Annotated in this window: 15 protein-coding genes; 8 read left to right on the top strand and 7 right to left on the bottom strand. The window is 59.1% G+C overall.

Annotated features, from left to right (window positions below; all coding sequences use genetic code 11):
- Nucleotides 1–52 precede the first annotated feature (52 nt).
- Entirely contained in the window at nt 53–2,797 is a 2,745-nt protein-coding gene (locus tag PspR84_RS05285) for an RHS repeat-associated core domain-containing protein (RefSeq protein WP_160060052.1), read from the bottom strand.
- Between the two features lie 170 nt (nt 2,798–2,967).
- Between PspR84_RS05285 and PspR84_RS05280 the strand changes: the two genes are divergently transcribed.
- Both PspR84_RS05280 and PspR84_RS05275 read left to right on the top strand, forming a co-directional pair.
- Nucleotides 2,968–3,432, top strand: coding sequence for a multidrug transporter (locus tag PspR84_RS05280; protein ID WP_160056004.1), 465 nt, complete (start codon nt 2,968–2,970; stop codon nt 3,430–3,432).
- Between the two features lie 37 nt (nt 3,433–3,469).
- Nucleotides 3,470–4,294, top strand: coding sequence for an SDR family oxidoreductase (locus PspR84_RS05275; protein ID WP_160056002.1), 825 nt, complete (start codon nt 3,470–3,472; stop codon nt 4,292–4,294).
- Between the two features lie 108 nt (nt 4,295–4,402).
- On the opposite strand, the gene PspR84_RS05270 is transcribed toward PspR84_RS05275, so the two are convergent.
- The 4 genes from PspR84_RS05270 to PspR84_RS05255 all read right to left on the bottom strand — a co-directional run bounded on the left by PspR84_RS05270 (nt 4,403) and on the right by PspR84_RS05255 (nt 9,303).
- A complete protein-coding gene (locus tag PspR84_RS05270; RefSeq protein ID WP_160056000.1) occupies nt 4,403–5,269 on the bottom strand; it encodes an HlyD family secretion protein in 867 nt (288 codons plus the stop codon).
- A gap of 10 nt (nt 5,270–5,279) precedes the next feature.
- Nucleotides 5,280–5,480 (bottom strand): DUF1656 domain-containing protein, encoded by a 201-nt coding sequence (locus PspR84_RS05265; protein WP_160055998.1) that lies wholly within the window; start codon nt 5,478–5,480, stop codon nt 5,280–5,282.
- Entirely contained in the window at nt 5,470–7,662 is a 2,193-nt protein-coding gene (locus PspR84_RS05260) for an FUSC family protein (protein WP_160055996.1), read from the bottom strand. Before PspR84_RS05260 ends, PspR84_RS05265 begins: the two co-directional genes overlap by 11 nt.
- 141 nt (nt 7,663–7,803) lie before the next feature.
- Nucleotides 7,804–9,303 (bottom strand): efflux transporter outer membrane subunit, encoded by a 1,500-nt coding sequence (locus PspR84_RS05255; RefSeq protein ID WP_160055994.1) that lies wholly within the window; start codon nt 9,301–9,303, stop codon nt 7,804–7,806.
- Nucleotides 9,304–9,582: 279 nt separating this feature from the next.
- Here PspR84_RS05255 and PspR84_RS05250 point away from each other — a divergent pair, with 279 nt between their 5' ends.
- The 5 genes from PspR84_RS05250 (at nt 9,583) to PspR84_RS05230 (ending at nt 14,211) form a co-directional block, all read left to right on the top strand.
- On the top strand, nt 9,583–10,551 hold the full coding sequence (locus PspR84_RS05250) for a LysR family transcriptional regulator (protein WP_102900633.1): 969 nt from the start codon (nt 9,583–9,585) through the stop codon (nt 10,549–10,551).
- A gap of 411 nt (nt 10,552–10,962) precedes the next feature.
- Nucleotides 10,963–11,337: a DUF6124 family protein gene (locus PspR84_RS05245; protein ID WP_160055992.1), complete on the top strand. Its 375-nt coding sequence runs from the start codon at nt 10,963–10,965 to the stop codon at nt 11,335–11,337.
- 330 nt (nt 11,338–11,667) lie between these two features.
- Nucleotides 11,668–12,147 carry a hypothetical protein gene (locus tag PspR84_RS05240; protein ID WP_160055990.1) on the top strand — a complete coding sequence of 160 codons (480 nt, stop codon included), beginning with the start codon at nt 11,668–11,670 and terminating at the stop codon, nt 12,145–12,147.
- Between the two features lie 431 nt (nt 12,148–12,578).
- Nucleotides 12,579–13,553: a D-glycerate dehydrogenase gene (locus tag PspR84_RS05235; RefSeq protein WP_160055988.1), complete on the top strand. Its 975-nt coding sequence runs from the start codon at nt 12,579–12,581 to the stop codon at nt 13,551–13,553.
- A 148-nt stretch (nt 13,554–13,701) separates the two neighbouring features.
- Nucleotides 13,702–14,211, top strand: coding sequence for a DUF2165 domain-containing protein (locus PspR84_RS05230; RefSeq protein WP_160055986.1), 510 nt, complete (start codon nt 13,702–13,704; stop codon nt 14,209–14,211).
- A 19-nt stretch (nt 14,212–14,230) separates the two neighbouring features.
- Here PspR84_RS05230 and PspR84_RS05225 read toward each other — a convergent pair whose 3' ends face one another.
- On the bottom strand, nt 14,231–15,133 hold the full coding sequence (locus PspR84_RS05225; protein WP_160055984.1) for a DMT family transporter: 903 nt from the start codon (nt 15,131–15,133) through the stop codon (nt 14,231–14,233).
- 139 nt (nt 15,134–15,272) lie between these two features.
- On the opposite strand from PspR84_RS05225, the gene PspR84_RS05220 reads away from it, so the two are divergent.
- The gene (locus tag PspR84_RS05220) at nt 15,273–16,148 is read left to right on the top strand and encodes an AraC family transcriptional regulator (RefSeq protein WP_160055982.1); all 876 of its coding nucleotides are present in this window, start codon (nt 15,273–15,275) and stop codon (nt 16,146–16,148) included.
- 205 nt (nt 16,149–16,353) lie between these two features.
- Here PspR84_RS05220 and PspR84_RS05215 read toward each other — a convergent pair whose 3' ends face one another.
- Nucleotides 16,354–18,783 carry a TonB-dependent receptor gene (locus PspR84_RS05215; protein WP_160055980.1) on the bottom strand — a complete coding sequence of 810 codons (2,430 nt, stop codon included), beginning with the start codon at nt 18,781–18,783 and terminating at the stop codon, nt 16,354–16,356.
- Between the last annotated feature and the right edge of the window lie 2 nt (nt 18,784–18,785).

The raw sequence follows: 18,785 nt of genomic DNA, 5'->3' as shown, positions 1-18,785 counted from the left end.
TCCAGCCCGCTGCGTCCCCTATCCGCAGTGGGTTGGGCGGGGGCTTTTTTACTTAACCGTAATGTGAGCCTCGACGCGGACGATCAAGATATTCGTCATCGTTTACTGAATCATCGTTCGCATGAACGATCTGTAGCGGTGGCGGCTTAAAGGCGACGGCCAATAACTGTTGTGCCCATTCACTTGGCGCCGCCGACGCCTCTGAAAACAGCGATTGCTGAGGCAAAGTGAATGTTTGCTGGAATGATTGAAAAGATATCTGCGCATTATCCCCCGGGACGTTCATCGCCACATTGGCCGGCGTATTCAACATCCTGTACTGCACACGCGTCTGCGCTTCCGAGATTTCCATGACGTTACCCATCGCGGTACTGGCTGCACCGAGTAATTGGGCCGCGGGATGGGCTGCATGCATCAACAGTTGTCCACCGGTCTTGAAGGTCTTCGCCACAGCATCGCGCCTGCCGGCAAGAACCTGCGGGTCTTCGGTCGGACTGTTGAAGGCAACCGACATCGGGCCCATTATCCGACTGGTGTTCTGCTCCCCGATAATCTTGCTCATGCCCGCAGAGAGCAGCTCACCGGAGTGATAAAGAATGGGCCCTGATGGCGATGCGGTCTGTGTTCTGACCGCCGCCCTCACATGGGCTTCATGGGTATTGAGCAGAGAGTCGCTTTTGGCTCCCAGCTTTGCCAATTCATCGGGAATGGCCTTACGGTAGGCCTGTACTTTGGGATCATTGCTGGCTTCAAAATAGTTGCGCACCGGCTGCATTCCGGCAGCTTGCAGCGGATTGACCAGTTTTTGCTCGGCAAGCTCATGATAAACCCGATCACCGTTTTTGTTGCCTGGCTTGCGCCCGTCCCCGTCGGTATACACGATGGGGTTGTTGCGCATTGCCCGATAACGGTTATGCCCGTCTATGGCACCGGCAGGATCAGGATTCAACCAGCGTTGCAACCACGGCATGTAATAACGGAAACCATAGTAGTACAGACCCGTTGCATCGCACTCCTTGCCCGAATAACGCAGGGTCTTGTAACTGACCTCGCTTTCCTCACTCCACGCAGTCGCACCAAACGGGTAGAAATGCTCCCGACTGATCAAGCGTGAATCTGCATCCAGTTCAAGACTGATCGATCCCAGATGATCGCTGAAACCGTAGCGATATTGATCGTTGACGCCTGTCGGCGGCACGCTCTCCCAATGCAGGACGCGAATACTGTTCAGGCCAGTCTGCACCGTGATGACCTGTAATGCCTCACCGGTGCCGCTGTCCGTGCGCAATTCCAGCGCCGGCAGATAACGCACCTGCGAGACCACACTGCGAGCATGGTTCTGCAACGTACGCATCTTGCTCACGCGCTCGCCGTGACCGTTGTAGAAAAATACTTCGCCATCATCCGCGCGCGCATCGCGTCGCACTGCCGTTACCGATTGCAGCTGATTGCGCAGATTCCACTGCAACCGCCGCCCTTGATCCAGCAGCAGTAAATTGCCGCGAGCGTCGAATGCAGCGCCAATCTCTACCTCATCGGGCGGCACGCCATTACGCCACGGCAGGCAACGATTACTGGAGCGGGCAGCCTGCAGATCATGACCTGGGCTTTGTGCCCCCACGTGGATCAACTTGAGCAAATTGCCGCCAGCGTCATAACGGTAACGTTGCGAGTAATTGGCGATCGCTGTCGGGCCACCATCGCCCGCCCCCGCCTCCCAGCCGCTGGCCTCGCTCAACTGGTAGAGGCTGTCGTAGATGAAGCAGCTGATCGGTTCGATGCGCTGGTTGGCGAAGTAGCGCACGGGCAGCGCCCGGTCTTCGATGCTCAGCACATTGCCTGTCCGGTCGTATTGGTACAGCAGATGCTGCAAGACCACGCCCTGACTGTTTTTGGCGTGACGCTCTATCAGACGCCCATCCTCTTGACGGTAGGTCAGCGTTGTCAGTACGCCATTGCCCGCCCGCTCCTGCGTGACCCGCCTTTCTGCGTTGTAGTGAATATCGCAAACCACCGCCAGCCATTCAGTCTGATGCTTCAACTGCAAATGGCACGCCCGCAAACCGCCATCAAGCGTCCATTCGTTGCCATGTCGATTGCCCCGTGCATCGACTTGTTCCAGCAACGCACCGAGTGGCCCGAAACGCCAACGCGTGGTTGCCCCCTCACCGGGTTCCAGCAAACGCTGGCGCTCATCAATCGGTTCGGGCCAATCGGCAGAGACGGGTTCGAGGGTGAAATGCCGGGTGTTTTCGACGTTTTCTCCACTGATGGCGAAGGCATCGAACAACACACTTCCCGCCGGATCATCGTGACGAAGCAGCTGGCCAAGTTGATTACGGGTTGCATCGGCAACACCCGGCCGACCATAAACAAAGCGCTCGGCGCAACGGCGTGGCTGCAATCCGCCTTCTTCGAACACCGCTGTCGGCCGCAATAGCGCGTCATGCTCACGGTCCCGGCGGGTACCTCGGCTGTCCCAATACGTCAGTGTTTCTGAACCCAGCCCCAGCAGGCTGATTTGCATGCCGGCGTCGACACTGTTCGAGCGCAGAACGTGCCCGTTCATCGAGTACACGGTGTCCAGATTGGCCGGTGCCAGCGGATCATCGCTTTGCAGTGCCCACAATCGCGGGTCCCACTGCTTCACCGGGTGGCCGGCCGCATCACGCGCTGTGCGATGAAGACGGGTTTCAGGCACCTGGCTGGCATCGCAGCGCCAATAATCGACCCTGCAGATGGTCAAACCACGCGGATCGGTTACGGCCAGCACCGGTGTTTTGCTGTGAATGTCCATATAGCTCGCCTGCATTTTCTGCGCCTGCAAACATCTGAGCAGACGTGTCGCGAAGTGCCTACTGTCAGAAATCACAGTTCCGACCAACGGTTAAATCACCTGCGCAACAAATGTCCATTCCAGCGGGCCTTCGGTAGGATGGTGCTCACGACCTATTGGAGCGTTCCAACATGTTCATCGGCATTCTGCTGGTCATCACCTGGTTGATCCTCCTGCTGCGCTACCCGGCCAAGGCCCTGCCGGTCTCGGTGGCGGCGGCGATTGGCCTGGGTTTCGTGGCCATGTGGGTGGTGTGGCTGGACAACCGCGAGATCAAGCAACTGGCGCGCCTTGAGATGCGCATCAGCTATGCCCCGCAGCAATGCCCGGCCGATCGTCCGCTGCAACTGAAAATGAAAAACAGCAACGATGTGCCCCTGACCGAACTGCGCTGGCGCATCGCCGCCTACGCGCCGGGTGACACGGTCAATCTGGCCGACAACCAATACACCGCTCCGCGCTATCGCGGCCCCGGCGAACTGCAGGCCGGCGGCGAGTGGGAAGACTGCCTGCCCATGCCGCCGCTACGCCCTGGTTATCGCCCGCAAACCCTGGAGTTTCGCGCCGAGCGATTGCAGGGTAGTTTCTCCGATTGATCCTCCCTTCCTCACTCTTTTGCACAAGGAATGCGCCATGCCCGTTGCGTTGATTACCGGTTGTTCCAGCGGCATCGGCCGCGCCCTCGCCGATGCGTTCAAAGCCGCCGGTTACGAAGTCTGGGCCAGTGCGCGCAAGGCTGAAGACGTGGCGTTGCTGGCGTCTACCGGGTTCACCGCCGTGCAACTCGACGTCAATGACAGCGCCGCGCTGGAGCAACTTGGCGAGCGGATCAACCAGCAACACGGCGGCCTTGATGTGCTGATCAACAACGCGGGTTACGGCGCCATGGGGCCGCTGCTCGATGGCGGTGTTGCGGCGATGCAGCGCCAGTTCGAAACCAATGTGTTCTCGATTGTCGGTGTCACCCGTGCGCTGTTCCCGGTGCTGCGCCGGGCCAAAGGATTAGTGGTGAATATCGGCAGTGTTTCCGGGGTATTGGTCACACCGTTTGCCGGTGCTTACTGCGCCTCGAAAGCAGCGGTGCATGCGTTGAGCGATGCACTGCGCATGGAGTTGGCTCCGTTCGGGATTCGCGTGATGGAAGTGCAGCCGGGGGCGATCCAGTCGAGTTTTGCCAAGAACGCCGGGCATGAAGCCGAGCAATTGATCAACGAGCAGTCGCCATGGTTTCCGCTGCGTGAGGGCATTCGCGCGCGGGCCAAGGCGTCACAGGACAAGCCGACGCCGGCCAATGAATTTGCGGCTGAACTGTTGAAAGCTGTGCAGCAGAGCAAACCGCCACGCTTGATCCGCATCGGCAACGGCAGCCGCGCGTTGCCGTTGTTGGCGGCGTTGTTGCCCAAGGGTTTGCTGGAGTCGACGTTGATGAAGCGCTTCGGTTTGCGCGGGCGGCTCTGAGGCAGCGCCGACGCCGTCGCGAGCAGGCTCGCTCCTACAGGGGATCTTCGGTGTCACACAGATCCAGTGTAGGAGTGAGCCTGCTCGCGATGCAGACGAGCCGGTCCATCAGTTATCCACAGCGCTCTGACTCACCACAACCGTACAAGTAATCCCCGCCGCCAACAAAACACCCTCTGGCACCTCATCAATGTGAATCCTTACCGGCACTCGCTGGGCCAGCCGCACCCAGTTGAACGTTGGGTTCACATCGGCAATCAGCTCCCGGCTTTCCGGGTTGTCGCGGTCGTAGATGCCACGGGAAATGCTTTCCACGTGGCCCGTGAGCACTTCGCCGCTCATCAATTGCATGTCGGCTTTATCACCGACTTTCACGTGGGGCAATTTGGTCTCTTCGAAGAAGCCGTAAACCCAGAACGAGTTCATGTCGACCACGGCCATTTTCGCATCGCCGATGCGCGCGTAGTCACCGCGATGCACGTTGAGGTTGGTCACATAACCGTCGACCGCCGCGCGCACTGCGGTGCGTTTGAGGTTGAGCTCGGCCGCTTCCAGTTGCGCCTGCGCATGTTGGTAATCGGCCAGCGCGGCGTCAGCGATGTTGCTGGCGTCGTCGCGGTTTTCCTTGGAGATCACCAGGTTGTCGAGGTCGGCGCGGCGATGGGCATTGACCTTGCGCATCTCCCAGGTCGACTTGCGCGAGGCGACCAGCGACTGCGCCTGTTTGACCGCAATGCGGTAATGCTCGGGGTCGATCTGCATCAGCAGATCGCCCTTCTTCACCAATTGGTTGTCACGCACCGGCACGTCGATTACCTCACCGGTAACGTCGGCGGCGACGTTGATGATGTCGGCGCGAACCCGACCATCACGGGTCCAGGGCGTGTTCATGTAGTGCTCCCACAACGTGCGGCCGATCCACAGCGCCAGGGCCAGCACCAGCAGGGTCGCGAGCAGGCTGAAAAACTTTTTCATCGTGACGTTCTCAACGGTAGACAGTCAGCGCCATGGCGCCGAACAGACAGGTAAACAGACTCAGACGCAGCAGCGCCGGGTGCCAGAAAAAACTGTATAGGTCGAACCCCGACAAGAAGCGGTCCACCGCCCAGGCCAGTGCCGCAGCAATGAAAAACATCAAAGTCATGGTCGGCATGTACACGCCGTGGAAAGCGATTTCACGAGGCATGGGCAAGTCCTTCGGGCTTGGCGATGGCGTAAGCAGCGAGCGGTGATTGCGGGTCGAGCAACGAGGTACGGATGAAGTGCAGATAACTCTTCACCCGACGCAATGCTGAGGTATCGAAGTGCGGCGCGAATGGCTCATCGGTCGCCGCGACGCGGCTGATCGCATGATCGACCGCGACCAGTGCGCGTTCGAGATTGCTGGAGTTCGGCTGCAGAAACAGCCGCACCAGCGCGCGGCCCATCACGCGGATCGCCTGGCGCCACGGCTGCGATTCGGCATAGGCCGGGTGCACCGGCAGGATCGCCTGTTCCTTGCGCAGCTCAATGATCGCGTGGCCGACTTCCAGCACCACAAACATCCAGCGCAGCAGATTCTTTTGCACCTTCGGCTCCCCAGCCGCCAGACCGTAAGCCTGATGCAGCAGATCGCGGGTACGGCTCTCGAAGCTCGACGCCAGGCCTTTGAGTTTGCCGCTGATTGCATAGACCACCTGGCCGCGCAGATCCTGCTCCAGACGTTTCCATAACCAGCGGCTGTTCGGCGGCAGAATAATTGCCCCCGCAGCGGCGCAGACCAACATGCCCATGACCATGGCGATGTAGTCGTTGATGAAGGTGTACGGGTTGTAAATGGTCAGGTTGTCCGGCACCGACCCGGTACTGAAGAAGATCAGCAGCCCGAGGCCGACACCGGCGTACTGCGGGCGCGAGGTGAGGAACGAGCCAAGCACGATCACCGGCGCGAGCATCACACACAGCAGCGGAAAACCATCGATCCACGGGAAGATGAAAAACATCTCGACGAAGCCGATCAGCGCACCGAGGAAGGTGCCGCAGGCCATTTGAAATGCCATGCGTTTCGGGTTCGGCGTAGCGGCGGAGAGGCCCACGGTAGCGGCTGCAATCAGGGTCATCGTCGCGCCGCTTGGCCATGCTGTGGCGACCCAGTAACTGCCGAGCACCACCAGAATGAACGAGGCGCGAATGCCCGACGCAGCGGCCGCCCACCAGTTGGTTTGCGGGGTGAATGGCTCGTCCCAGCGCTCGCGTTCGTGGCGGTGGTCGGCGAGCGAAGCGTGGGTCTGTGCATAACTGTGCAGATCGTCGACGAAGCGGTAGAGCAATTCGTAGGCGGTGTGGAAATCCAGTTGTTCGGCTTCGCTCGGATCGGTGTCCTGAAAGATGCCCCGCAGGGTTCGTACACGTGCTGGCAAGCCTTCCTTGTAGGTGGCCAGCGCTGTCGCCAAGCGTGCTGCGTCGGGACTGGTCAGGGCGCGACCGCTGAAGCCGTCGAGCACTTCGGCGAGATCCTGCAGGCCCGGTCTGATCGCTGCGACAACGTGTTCTTCGCCGTTGCCGCGCAGACGTTCAAGCAACTGATGCAAGGCGTTGAAGCGTGTGGTGATGCCCATGAACTCGCTGTTCAAACGACTCAATCGGCCGTTGCGCCGACGCATGTGCGGGTCTTCGAATACGGTCACGCTGCGCAGCCCTTCCAGCCCCACGGCTTCGGCGATAAAGCGCACGTTGCTCGCCTCGAAAGACTCGGCTTTGCTGCGTCCGCGCAGGCCATCGGTGACGAATAGCGCGAACACACCGAAACGCTGATACAAGGCGTTGCGCATGGCGGCGCTGGCGGTTTGCGGCAGGATCGCGGCGCTGATCACGGTCGAGCAAAGAATCCCCAGCGAGATCTCCAGCACTCGCCATACGGCAGCCATGAACGCGCCGTCCGGGTGCGCCAGCGCAGGCAAGCCGACCATCGCGGCGGTGTAGCCGGCAAGGACAAAACCGTAGGCGCGGAAGTTGCGGCAACGTGCGGCACCGGCCGAGCAGATGCCGACCCAGATCGCCAGCGAGCCAAGAAACAGCTCGGTGTTTTGCGCGAACAAGGCGATCAACGTGACCATCATCGCCGACCCGGCCAGCGTGCCGAGGAAGCGATAGAAACTCTTGGCGAACACCTGGCCGCTCTGCGGCTGCATGACGATAAACACGGTAATCATCGCCGTGCGTGGTTGTGGCAATTCCAGGCGCATGGCCAGCCACAGGGTGAGAAACGCGGCGAGCAACACCTTGAAGATGTAGACCCAGGTCACGCCATCGCTGCGCGCCCAGTCGAAGAAACCCCGGCGCCATTCCAGGGAGTAGAGCCAGCGCAGAGGTGCGGGCAAGGGAGTCATTCAATGTACTCAAGAATATTCAGGTAAAACGCGGTCCCTGTAGGAGTGAGCCTGCTCGCGATAGCCATTTCACATTCAACATTTCTGTCGACTGAAACACCGCTATCGCGAGCAGGCTCACTCCTACAATGGGTTGTGTGTTCAACGCAGGAGTGCCGGGGTTTTCGGCGCTTGGGTTTTCTCGGCAGTCGGCACATCGTTGCCAGCCCCGAGGCCACCGCCTAACGCAGTCACCAGCTCGGCATGCGCACTCAACCGCGCCGCCTGCACTTGCTGCTGAACTTGCTGTTGCTTGAACAACAACGTCTGCGCATTGAGCACATTGAGGTAATCGGTGAGGCCGCGTTGATAAGCGATCATCGCGATGTCGTAGGTCTTCTGCGCCGTGGCCACCGACTCGGCGGCAAAACCTTGCTGCTTGTCCATCGACTCGCGGCGGATCAACTGATCGGAAATGTTCTTCAGCGCATTCACCAGCGTCTGGTTGTAATGCGCCACGGCAATGTCATAACCGGCGGAAGCCTCGCCCAATTCGGAGCGCAAACGCCCGCCGTCAAAGATCGGCAGCGAGATCGCCGGGCCGACGTTGTAGTTGAGTTTCTTGCCGGTCAAAAACTCCAGCGCGCCACCGCCGGTGGCCATGTAACCGAGGCTGCCGACCAGATCGACGTTGGGATAAAACCCGGCGTGCGCCACATCGATTCCACGAGCCTGCGCCGCCACTTGCCAGCGACTGGCAACCACATCCGGACGCTGGCCGAGCAGTTCGGCGGGCAAGACAGACGGCAGTTTCAGCGCAGCACCGAGCGACAGGGTCGGGCGCTGCAACTGCGCGCCCGCCCCCGGACCTTTGCCGGCGAGCGCGGCGATCTGGTTGCGACTCAGGGCGATTTCTTCGTCCAGCGCATCGAGCTGACGATGAGTTTCCGGCAGTGGCGTTTCGGCTTGGCTGACTTCGAAGTGGGTGCCGATCCCGCCGTTCAAGCGCTTCTGCGCCAGATCGAGAATCTGTTGCTGCTGCTTGAGCGTCGCCGCGACGATGTCGCGCTGGGCGTAATGCAGCGACAGTTCGATATAGGCGCGGACGATGTTGTTCTGCAATTCCAGCTGCGCCAGCCGCGCCTCGGCCGCGCTCATGTGCGCCAGATCCACCGCGCGTTCACTGGCATTGCTTTCACGGCCCCAGAGGTCGAGGGCGTAGCTGAAACCCAGTGCGGCGTTGTTGTCCCAAGTGGTGGTGTTGGCCAACTCGCCCGGCCCGTAGAACTGATCTGTCGGCCAGTTGTGGCGCTTGAGGGTCGACTCGCCATTGATCTGCAACGACTCGGCGGCTTCGGCGACACCGGCCATGGCTTTGGCCTGCCGCACTCGCGCGGCGGCCATGGCCATGCTCGGGCTGTCTTGCACGGCGAGGTCGATCCAGCGATTGAGTTGCGGGTCGCCGTAGGCTTGCCACCATTGCGCGGTGGGCCAATTGGCGTCACGGGTGGCGTGGGCGATGGCGTCGTCGGTAGCCAGTGAATTGGCCTCCAACGCCTTGCCTTGCGGGGCAATTCCGTCAGTTGAGATGCAGCCGCTGAGACCCAGGGTAAAAGCCAGAACACTGAGCGGCAAAAGCGCTCTGTTGATGCGACGCGGCACAGCTGCGAATTCCTGAGAAGAGGATAAGGCGGGGCTTGCTCTCGGTAGGAGCTGCCGCAGGCTGCGATCTTTTGACCTTGATTCCCTTAAACCAAAATCAAAAGATCGCAGCCTTCGGCAGCTCCTACAGGGATCGGCGCAATTCTAGGGGGCACCCTCAATGGCGATAAGCTGGGATTTCTGTGAATCTTTGTTACGGTTAACGAGATAATCCCTTGGTCGGGGGTCTCGCCCCTGAAACTTCGTGTCACAATTTGCCATCTCCCTTGAGAGCACCCCATGGACACTTTGCAAAACATGCGCGCCTTCAGTTGTGTCGCCGAAGCCGGCAGCTTCACCGCCGCTGCCGTGCAACTCGACACCACCACCGCCAACGTCTCGCGCGCGGTCTCCAATCTGGAAGCCCACCTGCAAACCCGCTTGCTCAACCGCACCACCCGGCGCATTGCCCTCACCGAAGCGGGCAAACGCTACCTGCTGCGCTGCGAGCAGATCCTCGCCTACGTCGAAGAGGCCGAAGCCGAAGCCAGCGACGCCCACGCGCGCCCGGCCGGGCAATTGAAAGTGCACACCATGACCGGCATCGGCCAGCACTTCGTCATCGACGCCATCGCCCGCTACCGCAAGACCCACCCGGACGTGACCTTCGACCTGACCCTGGCCAACCGCGTGCCGGACCTGCTCGACGAGGGCTACGACGTATCGATCGTGCTCGCCAGCGAACTACCGGATTCGGGTTTTGTTTCGCAACGTCTGGGCATCACCTACAGCATCGTCTGCGCATCACCCGCCTACGTGAAAGCCAACGGCGCCGCGCAAAAACCCAGCGACCTGCTCAACCATGCCTGCCTGCGTCTGGTCAGCCCGGTAATCCCCCTGGAAAAATGGGCCTTCGACGGCCCGGAAGGCCAGGAAATGGTCACCATCAACAGCTCGCCGTTTCTGGTGAACTCCGCCGACGCCATGAAAACCGCGATCACCAGCGGCATGGGCGTAGGCGTGTTGCCGGTGTATGCAGCGATCGAAGGCTTGCGCAACGGCACGCTGGTGCGGGTCATGCCGAACTACCGCTCGCAAGAGCTGAACCTGTATGCGATCTACCCCTCGCGACAATATCTGGATGCGAAGATCAAGACGTGGGTTGAGTATTTGCGCGGCTCGCTGCCAGAGATTCTCGCCGCCCACCAGGCCGAATTGGCCGCCTACGAACTCAGCGGCAGCCTCGCCGGCGTACGCGTCGCCAACTGATTTTTAAACACAATGCGTCTTCTGTAGGAGCTGCCGCAGGCTGCGATCTTTTGATCTTGATGTTTAAAAATCAAAAGATCGCAGCCTACGGCAGCTCCTACAGAATGGGGATTTCGCGGATGTTTCCGACAGGTTTTGACGGTTGTCCGTCGGAAGTGCGGTGGCTAGGATTTGGGTGTCGCTGACGCATCAGCGACCGGGTCTGGAAAACCCGATTTCAACTACCAAAGCTCATGGCATACTGCGGCGCTTTTTAGCTCGCAATGTTATGGCGGCTGTGCGCGGGAGGCCCTTGGGCCTGCCGGTTTTGGTGAGTTGACCGGTTTTTCCAGTCCGCGCACAGCTGCCACCCTTTCGCCTGGAAAACGAAACGTGGCAGCTTCAACTCAACTTGCCACGAGTATGTTTCCTATGTTCAAACCAACGCCTAATCCACCTGAAACCGACGACACCACCCCCTACGAATTCCCCGGCTCGAAGAAATTCCACGAAGCCGCCGAACGCGCCCTCGACCACTACCTCAAACCCAACGCCCTCACCCTGCGCTTCCACAAACCCAGCACCATGTTCCAGGTCGCTCCAGAGCAGGACAGCGAAAGCCTGTTGGTCCACGCCTGCGAATCACTGGCCCAGGCCAGCCTGATGACCAGCGACATCGCCGCCTACATCGACCTGCCGCAACGGCGCACGATTCTGGCGATTCAGCAGATCATCATGCTCGCTGAACTGGCGGTGAACCGCGTGCTGGATAACCACGAAATCACCCAATCTCCGGGACACAGCTAAAAGCCCCTCACCCTAACCCTCTCCCGGAGGGAGAGGGGACTGACCGTGGGGTTTGGGAGAGTTACGCCGACGTGAAATACCGAGTCGAGCTCCGGTTTTGAAAGGCCCACAAATCGGCTCCCTCTACCTTGAATGATGCCGGATGAGGGCCTTAAGCATCGTCCAATGGCCGCAAACCTGAAGTGGGCAATCAAGTCTCAAAAAACATCTTCCGAAAAACCTTAATAGCCAATCGATATAGTAAACCTGTCAGATCTGACAGTAGCGCTTTAATCCCTTCAGCCGAACAATGAATGTCGTCAACCCGACATAAGCTTGAAGGAGCAAGACATGCCCATTAAAGATCTGAAGCTCGAAAACCTTGATAAATCAGGTGAAGGCACTGTAACTGCCAAACTAAACAAAGACTACATCACCGACAAGTTCGAAGGAAAACCCGACCATTTTGTCACCGACAATAATGTAGTCGCGCTAAAAGCAACTTACCAAAAAACCGACACCACTTCATTCACCATCAACCTCAAATTTGACATAGACATTAAACATGGAAGACATGAATTCAGCGCGGCGCTCTTTCCCTCTCCATTCAGATTCTCATATACGTCAGGTTTACACACAAAAGGCTATACAAGCGCTAAAAATGCAGGGTTTATTTTTATAGAAGAATTTAATATTGCCAAGGGAACTTTCAAGGCAGCCTTCAACTTTAGTTTTGTAAATTTCGACACAGATGAGCTGCATCAAGTTCATCATGGTCAGATTGATGTCCAAGGCCTTGAGTTTATCAAGAAGACAGGTCGTAAAGTCTGAACCAAGTGCAGGCGCAAATAGGCCGAGTGTCAGCTCGCCTGCTCTTGATCTTGATCCACGGGCGACGTCGGAAGGCTGAGTGGAGGGATTGATCCGGGGGTGGGAGCGCAGCGACCGTTTGGCGCAGCCAAACACAGCGAGAGGAGGTGCAGCGAAGCAAACCGTAGGCGCTGCGCCCGGATCGATCCCGCAGCGAAGGAACCCCGAGCCCCAGCGAGCGGGCCGCACGTAGGAGCAAGCCTTTTTGGTTACTTTTTCGGCGTCTGGAAAAAGTGACCCGCCGTAAGGGCGGAACCCTAATCAGCAACACCCGCAGCAACGGATATACACCCAACCCCCCAAGAACATGGTCGGCCCAGAGGCCGCCAAGACAACCCCAAGCCAGAAATGTTAGCGTGCTTGGTATCAAGCCCGAACAAGAGCCAAAAACGATGAAAAAGACTGTCCTGGCCTTCAGCCGCATCACCCCACCCATGATCGAACGCCTGCAACAAGAGTTCGACGTCATCGTCCCCAACCCAAAAGCCGGCGACATCAACGCCCAATTCAACGAAGCCCTGCCCCACGCCCACGGCCTCATCGGCGTCGGCCGCAAACTCGGCCAGGCCCAACTCGAAACCGCAACAAAACTCGAAGTGGTCTCAAGCGTCTCCGTCGGCTACGACAACTACGACCTCGACTACTTCAACGAACGCGGGATCATGCTCACCAACACCCCCGACGTGCTCACCGAAAGCACCGCCGACCTCGCCTTCGCCCTGATCATGAGCAGCGCCCGCCGCGTCGCCGAACTCGACGCCTGGACCAAGGCCGGGCAATGGCAAGCCAGCGTCGGCGCCCCGCTGTTCGGCTGCGACGTCCACGGCAAAACACTCGGCATCGTCGGCATGGGCAACATTGGCGCGGCCGTCGCCCGCCGTGGCCGCTTCGGCTTCAACATGCCAATCATCTACAGCGGCAACAGCCGCAAGACTGAACTGGAGCAAGAACTCGGCGCGCAATTTCGCAGCCTCGATCAACTGCTCGGCGAAGCCGACTTCGTCTGCCTGGTGGTGCCGCTCAGTGAAAAAACCCGCCACCTCATCAGCCATCGCGAACTGGCGCTGATGAAACCCGATGCCATCCTGGTGAACATATCGCGTGGTCCGGTCGTCGATGAACCGGCCCTGATCGAAGCCCTGCAAAACAAGCGCATTCGTGGCGCCGGCCTCGACGTCTACGAAAAAGAACCACTGGCCGAGTCGCCGCTGTTCCAGTTGAGTAACGCCGTGACCCTGCCGCACATTGGCTCGGCGACGAATGAAACCCGTGAAGCCATGGCCAATCGTGCACTGGCCAACCTGCGCAGCGCCCTGCTCGGCGAACGCCCGCAGGATCTGGTCAACCCGCAAGTCTGGCGCGGATAAAAAAACACGGGCAAGTGCGCTATCGCAGTTGCCCGTTAGTTACGCCAATACACAACTTGAAATCGAACAACAAACAAAATCAAACAACAGCATTATAAGCTCTGCCTGGCCATCGAATTATCGACAAGCGCTATGGAGAGCAAAAACCTTGAACGCCCTGACCACTGACAAACTTATCCGTTACAGCAAAGTTATTTTGATGGCTTACATCAGTTTCTTTGGCCTGCTGGTGATGATCCACAACTTTACTGACTACAACTCAAACTACACCTACGTGGCTCATATCCTCAGTATGGACACCACCACCGCCAGTGAATCCATCAAGTATCGGGCCATTGAATCACCGATGATTCATCACCGGATCTACTGGTTCATCATCACGCTGGAAGTCACGTATACCTTGCTGTGCCTGATAGGCACCTATCAGCTATATCGCCACATAAATGCGACCGCAGAAGTATTCCACGAGGCGAAGAAGTTCTCGATCATGGGCATACTGACGGCCATTTTCATTTATTACGTCTGCCTGCAGACAGTTGGAGTGGAATGGTTTGACATGGACACTTCGCAATCCTGGAATGCCAAGGACTGGGCACGGCATATCGTTGACTTCATATTCCCGGTAATGATTTACATCACCTTGAAAGTCGAGCGTTGAGGTTCAGCGCTGGTTTATTTCAGGCCAACTTTCCCTGCACCGGCGTCGACACCACTTTCGGTTTACGAAACACCAGAACATTACCCAGCATCACTAGCACCAGCCCGACCAGCGCCGGCGCTGTCCATTGATAACCTTCGGCAAAAGCCGAGACGTTCAGCGCCACCACCGGGAACAATACCGTGCAGTAAGCCGCCCGCTCCGGCCCCATGCGCCCGACCAGCGTCAGATACGCAGTGAAGCCGATCACCGAACCAGGGATTACCAAATACAGCAACGCACCGACATAACGCGGGCTCCAATCCATGTCGAACGGAATACCTTTGAACAGGCACCACACCGACAGCATCGCTGCGCCGTAGGCCATGCCCCAGGCGTTGGTGGTCAGCGGTTTGAGGCCGGCCTTCTGCTGCAGACTCGAAAGCATGTTGCCCGCCGAAAAACACAAGGTGCCGCACAACGCCAGGCCGAGACCGAGCAAGGTTTGCGGGCTGGCGTGATGCCCGGCCAGTTCCGGCCAGAACAACATGCCCAGGCCGAACAACCCAAGTGCACCGCCCATCAGCACATTGCGCGCAATGCGCTGGCCAAAGAACACCCGCGCATTCAGCGCGTTCCACAACGTCGCGGTTGAGAACACCACCGCGACCAGACCGCTCGGGATCCACTGACTGGCGGTCAGAAAGCACATGAAATTGACGCAGAACAAACACAACCCTTGAGCCACGCAGATCAAATGCCCACGGCGGTTCATCGGTTGCAGACGGCGGCTGAGCAGCAACAGCGCAAACAGCACCAGCGCGGCAAGGCCGAAGCGATAGACGATCGACACCGGAATCGCCACCACGCCCAGTTGCCATTTCAGGGCAATCCAGGTAGTGCCCCAGATCAGCACGGTCAGCAAGTACAACGACAGGTTCATGGCACACACTCCTCGGTAGGGCTTGAGTGTCTGCCCGAGCGTGCATTGCGCGCTTGCAGATTCTTGCGCTTTTGTCGGGCAGCAGGCTGGCAGCGCGGCGTCTACGGAGTAGGATGCAAGGCGTTGAAGAGAACCGCTCATGGCCGCCATCGATACCCTGCAAGTCTTTCAAGCGTTGAACAGTTCGCCGAATGCACGCCTTGTGCACAGCGCCGAGCTTGGAGATGGCTTGTCTGCCGCTTTGTGGACCAACCACCATGATGCGCAGGAGTATGCAGCGCCGAGCCATCACACCCTCTCTTGCTACATTGCCGGTGGCACAGGCACGTTTCGTCGCGGCCAACCGGGCCACAAGGGCGGGCCGGACAAGCTGTGCATCCTGCCGGCAGATCATGAGTCAGGCTGGGTGATCAATGGCGATATCTGCCTGGCGCATCTGTATTTTAACGCCGAACAATTTGCCCTTGGTTGCGTCACCTTGCTCGATCGCGAACCGCGAGAGATGCAATTGCGCGAGCAGACCTTTCTCGACGACCCGCAGCAGGCACAACGCTTTCGGCAGTTGCTGACGCTGAATTGGGACGAACCCGCCGAACGTTTGCTGACCAGCAGCCTCGCCCATGAACTGATCAGCCACACCCTGCTCAGTCAGGTCGGCGCGCGTCAGGGTCTGCGTTTGAGGGGCGGACTGGCGCCACACCAGCGTCGGCAACTGGTGGAGTTCATCGACACTCAGCTGGCCGAGCCGATCAGCCTCGGACAATTGGCCGGGTTGTGCGCGCTGTCGGAATACCACTTTGCGCGGATGTTTCGCACGAGTTTCGGCCTGCCGCCGCATCAGTATGTGCTGGCGCGGCGCTTGAGCCGGGCACGGGAATTGTTGCGCGGGACGGGGTTGCCGTTGGGCGAGATTGCGCTGGCGTGCGGGTTTGCCAGCGCGAGTCATTTCACTAATCGGTTCAAGCAGGTGTTGGGTGGGACGCCCGGTGAGTATCGGCAGGCGTTTTTGCGTTGAGCCCTTCTCTTCTCCCCTCACCCCAGCCCTCTCCCGGAGGGAGAGGGAGCCGAACGAGGTGTCTGGCGTTATACGTCGACCTGAAACACCGAATCGATTATGGATTCAAAGCATTACTTTCAGGTCGATGTATCTCTGGAATATCCCCCGGTCAGTCCCCTCTCCCCCCGGGAGAGGGTTAGGGTGAGGGGCTTTTGATCTTGCCTTAAAACTCCAAAGTGCTGGACAGCGAAACCTGCCGCGCATCCCCCATCGACACAAAGAACCGGCTCGCCGCCGAGGTGTAGTACGTGCGATCAAACAGGTTCTTCACATTGAGCTGAAACTTGACCTTCTGCCCTTCAACCTTGGTGTCGTAAGTGGCAAACGCATCGGCCACGGTATAGCTCGGCAGATCAAAATCATTCACCGCGTTACCCGCACGCTCCCCGACATAACGCGCTCCAGCCCCTACGCGCAATTGATCGCCGCCGATCACGCTGCCGAAGTCATACACTGCCGACAACGAGCCGGAATTCTTTGCCACGTTCTGCAAGCGCTTGCCTTTGTAGTCCGGGTCTTCAGTCACTTCGGCATCGGTGTAGGCGTAGCTGCCGATCATGCTCCAGTGGTCGCTCAACTGACCCGTCAGGTCCATTTCCAGGCCTCGCGAACGCACCTCACCGGCCGCACTGTAAATGGTCGTTGGGCCTTCGGAATTGGCCACCAGCACGTTGCGTTTCTTGATATCGAACAACGCGATGTTGCCGGTGACACGCCCCGGCATGTCCAGCCGCGCCCCCAGCTCCCACGACTTGGCTTCTTCCGGCGCGATACTGCCGTCGAGCACGGTGCTGCTGCCGCTCAGCGGGGCGATGGTTGAGTTGGGTTTGAACGATTCGGTGTAGCTGCCGTAGAACGACAAGGCGTCGGTGTAGCGATACACCAGACCGGCGCGCGGGACGAACTTCTGGCCGTTGCTGTCGGTGTTGGCCTTGAACGGCACGCCTTTGCCGGCGTACTGGTCGTACTCCTGAAAGCGTCCGCCAGCGACCAGAATCCACTGGTCGTTGAGGTGAATCGAGTCCTGCATGAACACCGAATCACTGCGCAGCTCATCGGTCTGCGCGCTGTCGGGAGCGCTGACAGTCGTGCCGGCGACTTCGCGGCCATACACCGGATTGAGGTAGCTGAAGGTGGTCAGGCTTTTCTGCCGGATCAGGTCGGCGCGGTAGATCTTGCGGTACTCGTCATCGACGCCAAATACCAGATCATGCTGCATACCCAGCACGTTGACCTTGCCTTCAAGGCTGGCGGTGGTGAAACGGTCGGTGCTGATCGCATTCTGGGTGCCGTCCATGCTGCGGGTCAGCGTGCCTTTTTTGGTGTCGATGGCGGTAACACGGACTTGGCTGGCGTCGTAGGTTTCGCGGTTCCAGCTGTAACCGAAGTGGGCTTTCCAATCGTCGTTGAGGTCATGGTCGGCTTCAAAGTGATACAGATCCGAACGGCCTTCCATGTTGTTGAACGGCTCGTCGAGGCGTTGTTTGCGCGAGATGTCCAGTGGGTGATTGGTGCGCGGATCGATCAGCGTGCCACGATCGAACGGCGTGAGAAATTCGCGGTGCTCGTAGGCGAACAACAGCTTGGTGCTTTCGCCGAACCAGGCCAGCGACGGCGCAATCAGGGTTTCACGGTGGGTGCCGAAGTTGCGCCAGTAATCTTCGTCTTCGTGATCGAGCACCATACGGTAGGCAAGCCCGGAATCGCCCAGCGGGCCAGTGCTGTCGAGGGTGCCGCCGCTGCCGTTCTTGCCCTCGCCATAGGTCGAGCCGCGCAAGGTCAGCGCATTGTATTGCGTCAGCTCAGGCTTTTTACTGACCAGGTTGACCACGCCACCGGGATCTTGAATGCCGTACAGCAATGAGGCCGGGCCTTTGAGCACTTCAACACGGTCGACGGTAGCGTTCATGCCGCGCCCCTGCACGATCGGCATGCCGTCGCGCATGATCGAGCCGTTGCGGTTGTCGCCGAAACCACGGGTCATCACCGAATCCTGAGTGCTGCCCAAGGTGTTGCCTTGGGTGATACCGCTGACATTGGCCAGGGCGTCATCCAGATTGCGTGGCGCCTGATCACGGATAACTTGCGCCGGGATGACGTTGACGGTCTGCGGGATTTCCTGAAGCGAAGCTGAGGAACGCATCACCGAACTGGTTTCCGGCGGCTGATAACTCATCGATTCGTCGCGGATCGAGGTGATGGTCGTAGCACCGAGATTCAACGCGCCTTCGGTAGGCTTCGGCTCCAGCGCCAGCGTGCGGCTATCGGTGCGGCGGAAGTTGAGGCCAGAACCACTGAGCAAGCGTTGCAGTGCCTGCTCGGCACTCATCTGGCCATTGACCGCCGGCGCGGTGAGGCCGTACGGCGCTTCGTCGGTGTAGACCACGCTCTGCCCGGTGACGCGGCTGAAGTCGCTCAAGGCTTGCGGCAGCGGTTTGGCGGCCAGGGAAAAATTGAACTGCTTTTGCGCCTGGCTGCTGACGGTTTCAGCGGCCAGAGACACGCTTATCGGCAGCAATGCCAATGCCGAAAAACTCAATGCCGACACGCTTAACCACTGTTTGACCGAACCCGATTTTGCCCTGGACTTCATGA

The organism is Pseudomonas sp. R84, assembly GCF_009834515.1.
Lineage (GTDB): Bacteria > Pseudomonadota > Gammaproteobacteria > Pseudomonadales > Pseudomonadaceae > Aquipseudomonas.
Note: the sequence above shows the minus strand (reverse complement) of the source record. Positions and strands in the feature narration are given on the sequence as shown.

Bases quoted from the DNA above. Each gene is read 5' to 3' on its own strand.
- PspR84_RS05285 (WP_160060052.1), bottom strand. From the start codon at position 2,797: ATGGACATTCACAGCAAAACACCGGTGCTGGCCGTAACCGATCCGCGT.
- PspR84_RS05280 (WP_160056004.1), top strand. From the start codon at position 2,968: ATGTTCATCGGCATTCTGCTGGTCATCACCTGGTTGATCCTCCTGCTG.
- PspR84_RS05275 (WP_160056002.1), top strand. From the start codon at position 3,470: ATGCCCGTTGCGTTGATTACCGGTTGTTCCAGCGGCATCGGCCGCGCC.
- PspR84_RS05270 (WP_160056000.1), bottom strand. From the start codon at position 5,269: ATGAAAAAGTTTTTCAGCCTGCTCGCGACCCTGCTGGTGCTGGCCCTG.
- PspR84_RS05265 (WP_160055998.1), bottom strand. From the start codon at position 5,480: ATGCCTCGTGAAATCGCTTTCCACGGCGTGTACATGCCGACCATGACT.
- PspR84_RS05260 (WP_160055996.1), bottom strand. From the start codon at position 7,662: ATGACTCCCTTGCCCGCACCTCTGCGCTGGCTCTACTCCCTGGAATGG.
- PspR84_RS05250 (WP_102900633.1), top strand. From the start codon at position 9,583: ATGGACACTTTGCAAAACATGCGCGCCTTCAGTTGTGTCGCCGAAGCC.
- PspR84_RS05245 (WP_160055992.1), top strand. From the start codon at position 10,963: ATGTTCAAACCAACGCCTAATCCACCTGAAACCGACGACACCACCCCC.
- PspR84_RS05240 (WP_160055990.1), top strand. From the start codon at position 11,668: ATGCCCATTAAAGATCTGAAGCTCGAAAACCTTGATAAATCAGGTGAA.
- PspR84_RS05235 (WP_160055988.1), top strand. From the start codon at position 12,579: ATGAAAAAGACTGTCCTGGCCTTCAGCCGCATCACCCCACCCATGATC.
- PspR84_RS05225 (WP_160055984.1), bottom strand. From the start codon at position 15,133: ATGAACCTGTCGTTGTACTTGCTGACCGTGCTGATCTGGGGCACTACC.
- PspR84_RS05220 (WP_160055982.1), top strand. From the start codon at position 15,273: ATGGCCGCCATCGATACCCTGCAAGTCTTTCAAGCGTTGAACAGTTCG.
- PspR84_RS05215 (WP_160055980.1), bottom strand. From the start codon at position 18,783: ATGAAGTCCAGGGCAAAATCGGGTTCGGTCAAACAGTGGTTAAGCGTG.